At 41.8% G+C, this 13,884-nt stretch carries 9 protein-coding genes and 1 pseudogene; 6 read left to right on the forward strand and 4 right to left on the reverse strand.

What is annotated here, in order from left to right; genetic code table 11:
- Positions 1-7: 7 nt before the first annotated feature.
- The 3 genes from ISU00_RS13005 to ISU00_RS13015 are packed head-to-tail and all read right to left on the reverse strand — an operon-like array spanning position 8 to position 2,161.
- A complete protein-coding gene (locus ISU00_RS13005; RefSeq protein ID WP_228851101.1) occupies positions 8-352 on the reverse strand; it encodes a carboxymuconolactone decarboxylase family protein in 345 nt (114 codons plus the stop codon).
- Between the two features lie 7 nt (positions 353-359).
- Positions 360-1,196 carry a twin-arginine translocase subunit TatC gene (gene tatC / locus ISU00_RS13010; RefSeq protein WP_228851102.1) on the reverse strand — a complete coding sequence of 279 codons (837 nt, stop codon included), beginning with the start codon at positions 1,194-1,196 and terminating at the stop codon, positions 360-362.
- Positions 1,196-2,161: a KpsF/GutQ family sugar-phosphate isomerase gene (locus ISU00_RS13015; protein ID WP_228851103.1), complete on the reverse strand. Its 966-nt coding sequence runs from the start codon at positions 2,159-2,161 to the stop codon at positions 1,196-1,198. The genes tatC and ISU00_RS13015 overlap by 1 nt, the downstream gene beginning before the upstream one ends.
- 86 nt (positions 2,162-2,247) lie before the next feature.
- Here ISU00_RS13015 and recQ point away from each other — a divergent pair, with 86 nt between their 5' ends.
- From recQ to ISU00_RS17715, 5 genes and pseudogenes are all read left to right on the forward strand, one after another.
- A complete protein-coding gene (gene recQ, locus ISU00_RS13020; protein ID WP_228851104.1) occupies positions 2,248-4,449 on the forward strand; it encodes a DNA helicase RecQ in 2,202 nt (733 codons plus the stop codon).
- Between the two features lie 102 nt (positions 4,450-4,551).
- Positions 4,552-5,484, forward strand: a complete 933-nt coding sequence (locus ISU00_RS13025; RefSeq protein ID WP_228851105.1) for a peptidylprolyl isomerase — start codon at positions 4,552-4,554, stop codon at positions 5,482-5,484.
- Between the two features lie 356 nt (positions 5,485-5,840).
- Positions 5,841-7,526 (forward strand): Ig-like domain-containing protein, encoded by a 1,686-nt coding sequence (locus tag ISU00_RS13030; protein WP_228851106.1) that lies wholly within the window; start codon positions 5,841-5,843, stop codon positions 7,524-7,526.
- Positions 7,527-7,656: 130 nt separating this feature from the next.
- Positions 7,657-8,463: pseudogene (locus ISU00_RS17710) on the forward strand (Ig-like domain-containing protein); the annotation flags it as partial.
- Positions 8,464-8,517: 54 nt separating this feature from the next.
- Positions 8,518-11,625, forward strand: a complete 3,108-nt coding sequence (locus tag ISU00_RS17715) for an Ig-like domain-containing protein (protein ID WP_394368537.1) — start codon at positions 8,518-8,520, stop codon at positions 11,623-11,625.
- Between the two features lie 69 nt (positions 11,626-11,694).
- On the opposite strand, the gene ISU00_RS13040 is transcribed toward ISU00_RS17715, so the two are convergent.
- Complete coding sequence (locus tag ISU00_RS13040) at positions 11,695-12,357, reverse strand: hypothetical protein (RefSeq protein WP_228851108.1); 663 nt, start codon at positions 12,355-12,357, stop codon at positions 11,695-11,697.
- A 184-nt stretch (positions 12,358-12,541) separates the two neighbouring features.
- Here ISU00_RS13040 and ISU00_RS13045 point away from each other — a divergent pair, with 184 nt between their 5' ends.
- Positions 12,542-13,882 (forward strand): histidine kinase, encoded by a 1,341-nt coding sequence (locus ISU00_RS13045; RefSeq protein WP_228851109.1) that lies wholly within the window; start codon positions 12,542-12,544, stop codon positions 13,880-13,882.
- Positions 13,883-13,884: the final 2 nt, after the last annotated feature.

Here is a 13,884-nt window from a genome sequence, read left to right on the forward strand (position 1 = left end):
AAAAGGTTTAACGATTTTCCAAAGCGTCCCAGTATTCATAGGCTCTTCTGAGGTGTGGTACCACAATTGTGCCTCCAACTAATGTTGCAATACCCAATGCTTCAGTAACTTCTTCCTTAGATAACCCTTCCTTATAGCAATTCTCTAAATGATACTTTATACAGTCGTCGCAACGCAACACCGCTGAGGCTACCAAACCTAGCAATTCCTTCGTTTTCACATCCAGGGCACCTTCCATATAGGCATTGGTGTCTAGATTGAAAATTCGCTTAATCAGTTTATTGTTATCGTTAAGGATCCGTTCATTCATGCGCGAACGGTAGTCGTTAAATTCTTGAACCAAATCGCTCATATAAGATTTATTTAGTTTTTAGTTCTTTGGATTTTGCGGCCCTTTTCTGGTTTCTAACCACCAAGGCAGAAATATATATACTTATTTGGTACAAAATCAAAATCGGAATTGCCACAATAATCTGGCTAGCAATGTCAGGAGGAGTAATAATGGCTGAAAGTACCAATACCAAGATTAAAGCATATTTCCTATATTTCTTTAAAAATTGGGGAGTTACTAAACCAACCTTAGTTAGGAAATAAATAACGATAGGAAGCTCAAAAACAAATCCTGATGCAATTGCAGAAGACCTAACCAGTGAAATATAGGAACCAATGTCTATTTGGTTCTCAATTTCCTGGCTAACGGAATAAGTTGCCAAAAAGTTTATTGATAGTGGAGTTATTACATAGTATCCAAATAATACGCCTATAAAGAATAGAAGCGAAGACACTAAAATAAATCCGCGAGAATGCTTTCTTTCATTATCATGTAAACCAGGACTTATAAAACTCCATAACTGGTATAAAACGTACGGAAAAGCAATTACCAGCCCTGCGTAAATGGAAGTCCAAATATGAGCGGAAAACTGGCCAGACATTGTCCGGTTCTGAATAATAAATGGAAATTCCTCTGCGCAAAAAGTCGTATCAATATTCATGAATTGCGAAATCTTGCACAAATACTTATATGTTGGGAAAGACATTTGTTTCGGACCCAATATAATGACGTCGAAGATGAAACTTTTGAATAAAAAAGCTATTACTCCAGCAATCACAATTGCAAGGGTTGCCCGAATAAGGTGCCAACGTAAATCCTCAAGATGATCCAAAAAGGACATCTCATTCACATTTTTTTTCGCCATTAGATGATACCTTCTTTTATTAAATCGTGTAAATGTACCACACCAACGTAAGAGCCGTCTTGTTCAACCAACAATTGAGTGATATTATAGGTTTCCATAACATCCAAGGCATCAACAGCCATTGCATCCTCTGCAATGCGTTTCGGATTGGTGCTCATAATGTCTTTTGCCTTTAAATGGGTAAAGGTTTCATTTTTTGTTAGCATTCGCCTCAAATCACCATCGGTAATTATTCCAACCAATTTATTCTTATCAACAACAGCGGTAACACCAAGCATCTTTTCGGATATTTCAATAATTACATCCTTTACATTTGTTTCAATATCTACACACGGCTTTTTATTCAAAGAAGATAAATCGCCTACTCTTAAATAAAGCCTTTTGCCTAGGGATCCTCCTGGATGGTATTTTGCAAAATCCTTACTTGAAAACCCTCTTAATTCAACCAAACATACCGCTAGGGCATCTCCAATAACCAATTGGGCGGTAGTACTGGTGGTTGGTGCAAGATTGTTTGGGCAGGCCTCTTGGTCTACAAAAGAATTAAGTACAAAATCAGACTGTTTTCCTAAAAATGAATCAGGATTACCTGTAATTGCAATGAGTTTATTTCCACCATTTTTAATGAGTGGCACCAATACTTTTATTTCTGGTGTGTTACCACTTTTAGAGATACAGATTACAATGTCATCTTTCAAAATAAGACCTAAATCACCATGTATGGCATCAGCTGCGTGCATAAATATAGATGGTGTGCCGGTAGAATTTAAGGTTGCCACAATCTTGTTCGCGATTATAGCACTCTTGCCAACCCCAGTAATAATAACCCTTCCCTTTGATTTGTAAATTAAGGAAACGGCATTTTCAAAATCCTCATCAACTAAGTTGCTCAAGTTGAGGATGGCCTGGCTTTCTAATTCTATGGTCTTTTTCGCAATGGTAAGGATTGACTCGGAGGTGTTCAAAATTTTGTTATGCTCGGTTTGATGCGATTAAAGAAATTGTTACCTTTAGTGGAATGCAAATGTAAATAAAATACTAATAGGGATTAATGAGCATTAAAGAAATTGACCTACATGCTGCGCTCAAAACTTACTTCGGATTTTCAAAATTTAAAGGCTTACAAGAAGGAGTAATAGAGAGTATTGTTAATGACCATAATACATTTGTAATCATGCCGACGGGTGGTGGTAAGTCTTTGTGCTACCAATTACCCGCCTTGATTAAAAATGGGACTGCTATTGTGGTGTCTCCTCTTATTGCCTTGATGAAAAATCAGGTAGATGCAATTAGGGGAGTATCTGAAAATGAAGGTGTAGCGCACGTGTTGAATTCCTCACTCAACAAAACTGAGATAAAACGGGTTAAAAGTGATATTAGGAATGGTATCACAAAATTGTTATATGTGGCACCAGAGTCACTTACAAAAGATGAGTATGTTGAATTCTTGAAATCCGTACCCATTTCGTTTTTGGCAGTAGATGAAGCGCATTGTATCAGTGAATGGGGACATGATTTTAGACCAGAATATCGCAATCTGCGACACATTATAAAACGCATCGGCGAGAATATTCCAATTATTGCTTTAACCGCTACGGCTACTCCAAAGGTTCAGGAAGACATCCTGAAGAATTTGGATATGACAGATGCGAATGTTTTTAAGGCCTCTTTCAATAGACCAAATCTTTTTTACGAGATTCGACCAAAGACAAAGAATGTAGATGCCGATATAATTCGCTTTATTAAGCAACATCCTAATAAGTCAGGGATTGTTTATTGTCTCAGTAGGAAAAGGGTTGAAGAACTTGCCCAGGTTCTGCAGGTAAACAATATTAATGCCGTCCCTTACCATGCAGGGCTAGATCAAAAGACACGGGTAAAGCATCAAGATATGTTCTTAATGGAGGATGCCGATGTGGTCGTAGCAACCATTGCATTCGGGATGGGAATCGACAAGCCAGATGTGCGTTTTGTTATTCACCATGATATTCCTAAAAGTATTGAAAGTTACTACCAAGAAACCGGTAGAGCTGGTAGGGATGGGGGTGAAGGCCATTGCTTAGCCTATTATTCCTATAAGGATATTGAAAAGTTAGAAAAGTTTATGGCAGGGAAACCTGTGGCTGAACAAGAAATTGGTCATGCTCTTTTACAAGAAGTGGTTGCCTTTGCTGAAACCTCCATATCTAGAAGAAAATTCATCCTGCATTACTTCGGAGAAGAATTCGACAATGAAACGGGTGAAGGTGGAGATATGGATGATAATGTCCGTAATCCTAAAAAGAAACATGAAGCCAAAGATGATGTAGTGGTAATTTTAGATACCGTGGCTAAGACTAATGAAAAATATAAATCTAAAGATCTGGTTCATGTAATAGTTGGTAAGTCTAATGCACTAATAACTTCGCATAAAACAGATACCCAAGCTTTTTTTGGAAAGGGTAAAGACAAGGAGAAACGGTATTGGATGGCTCTTATAAGACAGTTGTTGGTTTCGGGTCATTTGAAAAAAGATATAGAAACCTATGGAGTACTACGTCTATCCAAATCTGGAAAGGATTTTATAAAAAATCCAACTTCATTTATGATGACCGAAGACCATATTTATGAAGATGAGGGTGACGATGGAGTTATCACTGCTGGAAAAGGTGGTGGAGCGGTTGCAGATGAAGCCTTGATGAAAATGCTGAAGGATTTAAGGAAACGAAATTCCAAACGGATGGGTGTACCACCTTTTGTAATATTCCAAGATCCATCTTTAGAGGATATGGCATTGAAATATCCTATTACAATAGAAGAGCTAAGTAATGTTCATGGAGTAGGAGAGAGCAAGGCGAAAAAGTATGGTAAAGACTTTGTGGAACTTATCTCAAGATATGTTGAAGATAATGATATTACACGACCAGAAGATTTAGTGGTTAAATCCACAGGTTCCAATTCTGCTTTGAAACTATTCATCATTCAAAACATAGATAGAAAGCTTCCATTAGATGACATTGCATCTTCCAAGGGAATGGAGATGACTGAATTTATAAAAGAAATGGAAGCCATTGTGTATTCAGGTACCAAATTAGATATAGGGTATTGGATAGATGATATATTGGATGAAGATCAGCAGGAAGAAATCCATGATTATTTTATGGAATCCGATTCGGATAAGATTTCAGAGGCTATTGATGAATTTGACGGTGATTATGACGATGAGGAATTGCGTTTATACCGAATAAAATTTATTAGTGAAGTAGCAAATTAATTGTTCACGCAAATGATGAAGCCCGGGTTACGAGACTTAACAATCTTGTAACCCGGCTTTCTTGTTTTATTACTTATCTTTGCAGCCTTAAAATTCATAAACATGCAAGACGGATTATACGCTCAAATTGAAACGACCAAAGGAAATATCCTTATAAAATTACATGCTGACAAAACTCCAGGAACTGTTGGCAACTTTGTGGCTTTGGCAGAAGGAAATCTTGAAAATTCAGCTAAACCTCAAGGTAAACCATATTATGACGGATTAAAGTTCCACAGGGTAATTCCTGATTTCATGATTCAAGGAGGCTGTCCATTAGGAACTGGTTCAGGAAACCCTGGGTATCAGTTTGACGATGAATTCCATCCAGATTTAAAGCATGAGGGTCCTGGTGTCTTGTCTATGGCAAATGCTGGTCCTGGCACAAACGGAAGTCAATTTTTTATTACGCACGTAGCTACACCTTGGTTAGATAATAACCATACCGTTTTTGGTAATGTTGTTGAGGGTCAGGATATCGTTGACAATATTGCTCAAGGAGATACGATCGAACACATTGAAATTATAAGACAAGGTGAAGAGGCCAAAAACTTTAACGCTGTTGAGGCCTTTAGGACGTTCGAAGGTGCACGTGAAAAGCGAATTGCGGCAGAAAAGGAAGCCAAGAAAGCAGAATTAGATAAGTTAGCGGCAGGTTTTGATGAAACATCTTCAGGCCTACGTTATAAAATTATTCAGAAGGGTTCAGGGGCTAAGGCTGAAAAAGGAAAAAAAGTTTCGGTTCACTACAAAGGTCAATTGGCAGATGGTACTGTCTTTGATTCCTCATATAAACGTAACCAACCTTTAGATTTTCAAGTTGGCGTAGGTCAGGTGATATCTGGTTGGGATGAAGGCATTGGATTGTTACAAGTCGGTGATAAGGCTAGATTGGTGATCCCCTCAGATTTAGGTTATGGCAGTAGAGGTGCAGGTGGTGTAATTCCACCAAATGCCACTCTTATTTTTGATGTTGAGTTGATGGATGTCAAATAGTTTGTAAGAAAAAACTTAAGCGCATATTTAATTATCGACAACGAACATAATTTTATAAGAAAAAACCTTCATTTATGAAGGTTTTTTCTTACTTACTTGTATTTTGTCTTAAATTTTTTTTGTTGTAGTTCTTTTTTTAGATTATCTTTAATGTCCTCGCAATAAATAATTGAGAGGATTCCCCACCAAGAACTTTACTGTTACTTACAGTTATTGCTCCCCTTAAAAGAATAATAGTATTCCCCCACATTTGAATTGTTACATGGCTATGTATTTGTGGTAGCCGAGATACCCCAACTAACGCGTTCTTACACTCTTGTGTATGGCTAACAGCTATTAATCAAAACTCAAGAGTTATGAAAATTTTTACTTTTGGAAAAGTTTCTTCATTACCAAAACTTTTTCTGACATCGCTATTGGCGATATTTTTCACCCTCGGTAATTTGAGTCAATTAAACGCCTCCACTATTGGAGAAAACGGATTGATTTATCAAGATGCTGATGGGGTGTATCATTCACAGCACTTACCCGTAATCTTACTTTCGGACAATGCTGATTATGCATCATCAGATTTAATTTCAGTTGAAAAATCTGATAGGTCCAACCTAGTACAATTAAATTCATCTTATGCTCCTAGTATGATGTTTGCTAATGGAGACTTTTCATTGGATTTCATAGCAGCAGCACCATTTACCTATGATCATGCTGTAGGTGGTGGAGCATATGATGACCGGACAATAGGAAAAGCAGACGATACTGTTGAGTCATTGGAAGGAGGAGATTTTTCCTGTGGGGATATTGTTACCTATTTCGTTGCTGTCACCGTAGATGATACACAATCTGCTCAAGATGATGGTCCTCAAACAATTGAATTGGATTTATCATTTCTAGGGGATACAACTGGGCAACCTGGTGTAGGTATAGTGGACATCGTTTATGTCGGAATTAATTATGGTACGGTTGTAGATTTAATAGAAGGAAATCATGCCGATACTGGGAATATGGATGATGGTGGAAGTACCGCAACTTTAATTAATGAATGTACTGGTACAAATTGTCCCGGCGTACCACCAGGTGATGGAACCGTTTATACAGCTGGTTCTTACACGACAGGAACTATTATAGTTACAGATTTAGAGAGAGCAGAACAAGTTATTGTCCGTGTTGATGTGCTTCTTGGCTGTGATATTGCCTCTATTTTAGCGGGTACTTGGGGTCCAACGGGAAATCTTCAAGGAGATTTGGCCGACGCACGCTTGACTTATATAAATGGTAATGTACCTGTAGATCCTGCCGAAGCTGTACCGGGAGGTGCTCAAACAGTACCTTTCAAAAAAATTGGAGATCTCAATTTAGTTGATTTATCCTTAGTAAAAACAGTAGCAGATGGACCTTACTATGTAGGTGATAACGTAACCTGGACAGTATCAGTTTCCAATGATGGTGAGGATCCTGCAACAAATGTTGTGGTGAAAGATGTTTTACCTTGTGGATTATCATTTGTTTCAATGAGTGGGGGGGATACTCATAATGATGCTACTTTAGAATGGACAATTAACACCATAAATCCGGGGGAAACCGTTGACTTGACACTGATTACGACAGTTCTTGATGGAGCTGCATGTGGAGATGGAGAAACGCCTTATGTAAATATTGCATCAATTGCAAGTCAAACAGAACTAGATATAGATTCCACACCTGGAAATCCTGCTGATTCAAATGGAACTGGAGGAATTGGTTCAGAGGATCCAGATTCAACACAAGATCCAAATGATGAAGATGACGGTGATGATCAAGGAATTATTGTATGTAATTTATCAATGAGCGGCGGCGAGATCTGCCTATACGATGACGGCACGCTGTCTACAAAGAGCACGATAGACCTGGATGGCTCCGGCACCCCTGCTGCCTCCAACCCATACGTCTCCTCCGACACTGGCATAGCCACGGTCGACGACAACGGTTTGGTTACAGCGGTCTCGGACGGTACGGTCACGATCACCTATACTGACGACAACGGCTGCCAGGTGACGCCGATGTGATCATCAACGCGAACCCTACGATGAGCGGCGGCGAGATCTGCCTATACGATGACGGCACGCTGTCTACAAAGAGCACGATAGACCTGGTGGCTCCGGCACCCCTGCTGCCTCCAACCCATACGTCTCCTCCGACACTGGCATAGCCACGGTCGACGACAACGGTTTGGTTACAGCGGTCTCGGACGGTACGGTCACGATCACCTATACTGACGACAACGGCTGCCAGGTGGACGCCGATGTGATCATCAACGCGAACCCTACGATGAGCGGCGGCGAGATCTGCCTATACGATGACGGCACGCTGTCTACAAAGAGCACGATAGACCTGGATGGCTCCGGCACCCCTGCTGCCTCCAACCCATACGTCTCCTCCGACACTGGCATAGCCACGGTCGACGACAACGGTTTGGTTACAGCGGTCTCGGACGGTACGGTCACGATCACCTATACTGACGACAACGGCTGCCAGGTGGACGCCGATGTGATCATCAACGCGAACCCTACGATGAGCGGCGGCGAGATCTGCCTATACGATGACGGCACGCTGTCTACAAAGAGCACGATAGACCTGGATGGCTCCGGCACCCCTGCTGCCTCCAACCCATACGTCTCCTCCGACACTGGCATAGCCACGGTCGACGACAACGGTTTGGTTACAGCGGTCTCGGACGGTACGGTCACGATCACCTATACTGACGACAACGGCTGCCAGGTGGACGCCGATGTGATCATCAACGCGAACCCTACGATGAGCGGCGGCGAGATCTGCCTATACGATGACGGCACGCTGTCTACAAAGAGCACGATAGACCTGGATGGCTCCGGCACCCCTGCTGCCTCCAACCCATACGTCTCCTCCGACACTGGCATAGCCACGGTCGACGACAACGGTTTGGTTACAGCGGTCTCGGACGGTACGGTCACGATCACCTATACTGACGACAACGGCTGCCAGGTGGACGCCGATGTGATCATCAACGCGAACCCTACGATGAGCGGCGGCGAGATCTGCCTATACGATGACGGCACGCTGTCTACAAAGAGCACGATAGACCTGGATGGCTCCGGCACCCCTGCTGCCTCCAACCCATACGTCTCCTCCGACACTGGCATAGCCACGGTCGACGACAACGGTTTGGTTACAGCGGTCTCGGACGGTACGGTCACGATCACCTATACTGACGACAACGGCTGCCAGGTGGACGCCGATGTGATCATCAACGCGAACCCTACGATGAGCGGCGGCGAGATCTGCCTATACGATGACGGCACGCTGTCTACAAAGAGCACGATAGACCTGGATGGCTCCGGCACCCCTGCTGCCTCCAACCCATACGTCTCCTCCGACACTGGCATAGCCACGGTCGACGACAACGGTTTGGTTACAGCGGTCTCGGACGGTACGGTCACGATCACCTATACTGACGACAACGGCTGCCAGGTGGACGCCGATGTGATCATCAACGCGAACCCTACGATGAGCGGCGGCGAGATCTGCCTATACGATGACGGCACGCTGTCTACAAAGAGCACGATAGACCTGGATGGCTCCGGCACCCCTGCTGCCTCCAACCCATACGTCTCCTCCGACACTGGCATAGCCACGGTCGACGACAACGGTTTGGTTACAGCGGTCTCGGACGGTACGGTCACGATCACCTATACTGACGACAACGGCTGCCAGGTGGACGCCGATGTGATCATCAACGCGAACCCTACGATGAGCGGCGGCGAGATCTGCCTATACGATGACGGCACGCTGTCTACAAAGAGCACGATAGACCTGGATGGCTCCGGCACCCCTGCTGCCTCCAACCCATACGTCTCCTCCGACACTGGCATAGCCACGGTCGACGACAACGGTTTGGTTACAGCGGTCTCGGACGGTACGGTCACGATCACCTATACTGACGACAACGGCTGCCAGGTGGACGCCGATGTGATCATCAACGCGAACCCTACGATGAGCGGCGGCGAGATCTGCCTATACGATGACGGCACGCTGTCTACAAAGAGCACGATAGACCTGGATGGCTCCGGCACCCCTGCTGCCTCCAACCCATACGTCTCCTCCGACACTGGCATAGCCACGGTCGACGACAACGGTTTGGTTACAGCGGTCTCGGACGGTACGGTCACGATCACCTATACTGACGACAACGGCTGCCAGGTGGACGCCGATGTGATCATCAACGCGAACCCTACGATGAGCGGCGGCGAGATCTGCCTATACGATGACGGCACGCTGTCTACAAAGAGCACGATAGACCTGGATGGCTCCGGCACCCCTGCTGCCTCCAACCCATACGTCTCCTCCGACACTGGCATAGCCACGGTCGACGACAACGGTTTGGTTACAGCGGTCTCGGACGGTACGGTCACGATCACCTATACTGACGACAACGGCTGCCAGGTGGACGCCGATGTGATCATCAACGCGAACCCTACGATGAGCGGCGGCGAGATCTGCCTATACGATGACGGCACGCTGTCTACAAAGAGCACGATAGACCTGGATGGCTCCGGCACCCCTGCTGCCTCCAACCCATACGTCTCCTCCGACACTGGCATAGCCACGGTCGACGACAACGGTTTGGTTACAGCGGTCTCGGACGGTACGGTCACGATCACCTATACTGACGACAACGGCTGCCAGGTGGACGCCGATGTGATCATCAACGCGAACCCTACGATGAGCGGCGGCGAGATCTGCCTATACGATGACGGCACGCTGTCTACAAAGAGCACGATAGACCTGGATGGCTCCGGCACCCCTGCTGCCTCCAACCCATACGTCTCCTCCGACACTGGCATAGCCACGGTCGACGACAACGGTTTGGTTACAGCGGTCTCGGACGGTACGGTCACGATCACCTATACTGACGACAACGGCTGCCAGGTGGACGCCGATGTGATCATCAACGCGAACCCTACTTGTTCAATAATAAGTCAAGTACCCGGAGGCACTACTATTTGTTTAGGTGAGACTATTGATTTTGAAATACCTACAGATTATGTTGGTGATTCTGACTATGACGTTGAATGGACCAGTTCAGATGCAGGTATAATATTTGTTATTCAAGGAACTAATACCCCTGATAACACTGCAGATAAAGTAACTGCTACTAATATTACGGATCCTTCATTTACAGTTTATTTAAAATTGACATATTTGGATGAATGTGAATCTGACTGTGAGTTAAGTTTCAATTCAGAACCTTGTGTTGACCAATGTACTTGGACTCCAGGTTTCTGGAAAAACCATCCTGAAGAGATTTGTGGATTGCTAGGTGGTACGGTTACCAAGTATAAGGGTGAACGTACTTGTTCAGGTGAGACAGCTAATATAGGATTTATCCTATGTGGGGAGCACTATACTCTTTCAGCTTCAGATATTTCTTGTTTGTTTGAATATAGTAGTGATACAAGAGGAAATAAAACCCCTAGTGGTTGTACTCCTGATGTTGTGGCTATTGCTGAATACTTTGCTCCATTCCCTAATGGAGAAACATTGTTACACCATATTTTAGCGGCTAAATTAAACCTAATGTTTAATGGTGTAGATTTTGGCAATTTAACTATTGGTGATATGACATGTATAGATGTAGTCAACGGAGTTAATGTTCCTGATATCTTCAATGGAACTCCAGATGCAAGTGCAAATGAAATTTGTGCCATTGATTTCTGTTTATCAGGAGATGCTGATGCAGCTACACTATCAGAATATATCAAGCCATTAACAGCGTTTAACGAATGTAATAATACCTGTGGATTGCCATCTGGTGTTGTTCCAACAAATAATTTGGAAACTACAAATAGTTCTGCAATGCTTGGAATGGATATATTAACCTATCCAAACCCTCATGACGGAGTATTAAACGTACGTTATAAGTTTGATTATGACACTGATGTTTCTATTAAGTTCTACGACCTTAAAGGTTCTTTGGTAATGGATAAAGAAATCAAAGGATACCATAAAGGTGAGGATGGTTTAGAAACATTCCAAATGAGACAGCGTCAAGACCAAGTCTTGTTTATGCAGGTGACCTCTAACAGGGAACAAACTGTTAAAAAGATTATCGCAACCGATAGGAAGTGATAATAAATTTGATTAATAACCAACCAAAAGCGGCCTTCGGGCCGCTTTTTTTAATTTGTTGGTATTAATTTATCGTCGTTTAGTGTCTACTAAGAAGGCAATGCCTGCTAGGACAAAATAGGAGGTGAGTGCTGAAAAGGTCAATTTTACTACGTTTTCTTCCGAAGGAAGCACATAATAATTGAGATAATTGAGGAGTATAAGAAAAAGGGCCAATGATGTTGCGGCATACCCTCCAGATTTCCTGATTCGTTCGGAATGTAGCATATAAAACACCAGGCCCAACAACACCAATCCTGATTCTACTAAAAAGGTCATTAATTTATAATTCCAGAGGCCTAGACCAAATTTAGGGTCTCCCCAAATCAATGGTAAATCTGGTATATGGGCAATTAAATCTAGCAACCAGTGAGACATTACTGCCAAAGCGGCAAACAATCCTATTCTTTTTCTACCTGATGTATTCTTATACAATACGTTTGCAAAAACAACATAGGTTATTATACCCCAAAGTAAGGTCGCTAAGAAACCATGCGTAATAGGGTAATGGTAAAAATCAAAATTATTAACCTCTGTAATTCCTTCAACAAACCCAATATGTTCCAAACCAATTAAAACAAATGGGAAAAATAGTATATCTACAAATTGTACTGCTAAAAATAAAGTCCCTAGGGATAATCGTGGTTCTTTACCCTTTATTAAGAAGGCGGCGGCATAATGACCTACAAACATATCATACAGTTAGTTGATTCAGCTAAATGTACAATTTTCTTTTTTCTAGATAATTTTTACAATTGAGGGATCATTTATTACGGTTGGTCATTAAATTATTTCTAATCCCTTTAGACTTATAGATATTTGAATGGTAAATTTGAAAGTATACAGTTCAATGAGAATTAATAATGGAAATTAATTAATGATAAGGTTTATAAAAATAATTGGTATTGGTATAGGGTTGGGCGTCTTCCTAACCTTGGTTAACCAAGTCATACGGTTGGTTGATGGTAGCCCACTGGCCACCTTTAGCGATATATTATATGCCTTAAAATACCAAATGCTTTATGCTATTGGCCTTACAATGGCCAATGGCTATTTTTTTGAGTATGTCAATAATTTACAATGGAAGAAATACCAAAAATTTAGACTTCTTTTTTCATTTATTGGCTGTGCATTAGTGACTTTAACCGCTATATTCTTTATAAGAATGTTCCATGAAATGGTTTGGGAGCATGAAACTTTCTCTGTTTTTCTTCAAACAGAAAAAGAGGCCGGGATGACATATTTAATTTCAACCACTATAGCTCTAATCGTATTTTTTGGATTTTACCTAGCTTATCATTTTAGGGAACGTCAGAAAGAAAAAGTTATAGAGCAAAAGGTAATCGCTGGAACTGCTACCGCAAAATTGGATGCCCTAAAAAGTCAATTAGACCCGCACTTCCTATTTAATAGCTTAAATGTATTAACTAGTTTAATTGAAGAAAATCCAAATAAAGCTACTGATTTTACTACTTCATTATCAAAGGTTTACAGATATGTACTTGAACAAAAAGATAAATATATAATTTCTTTGGACGAGGAGTTGGAATTTGCTAAAATCTATATGTCTCTTCTTAAAATGAGATTTGAGGACAGTCTTATATTTGAGTTACCTGAACGTTCCAAAAACCCAGAATATCAGGTCGTACCACTGTCCTTGCAATTATTGTTGGAAAATTCTGTTAAACACAATTCCGTGACAAGTTCAAGACCTTTAAAAATTAAAATTTATGAGCAAGACGGCTACTTATTTGTAGAAAATAATCTACAGCCTAAGGAAACCTTGAAAAAGGGAAGCGGGGTAGGTTTAAATAATATTAAGGAACGTTATTCGCTCTTTACCAATAAATCAATTCTTTTCGAGCAAACAGACCAATTGTTTAGGGTTGGTTTGCCTTTACTAACTAAAAATGTTTTAATCATGGAATCTAATTCAGTTAATTACCAAGACAGTTATATGCGTGCAAGAAAGCACGTAGATGAGTTGAAGGAATTTTATTTTTCCTTTTTATCCTTTTTTGTGGTTATTCCATTTTTAATTTTTATTAATTACAAAACCTATTGGGAATTTAAGTGGTTCTGGTTTCCGTTATTGGGTTGGTTAATCGGATTGGGATTCCAGGCAGTTAAGTTATTCGTCAGCAATGGTTTTCTAGGAAGGTCTTGGGAAAAAAGAGTCATTGAGAAATATATGAACGAAGAAAAAGACCAATTTTAAAT

It is taken from the genome of Aegicerativicinus sediminis, assembly GCF_015476115.1.
GTDB classification, from domain to species: domain Bacteria; phylum Bacteroidota; class Bacteroidia; order Flavobacteriales; family Flavobacteriaceae; genus Aegicerativicinus; species Aegicerativicinus sediminis.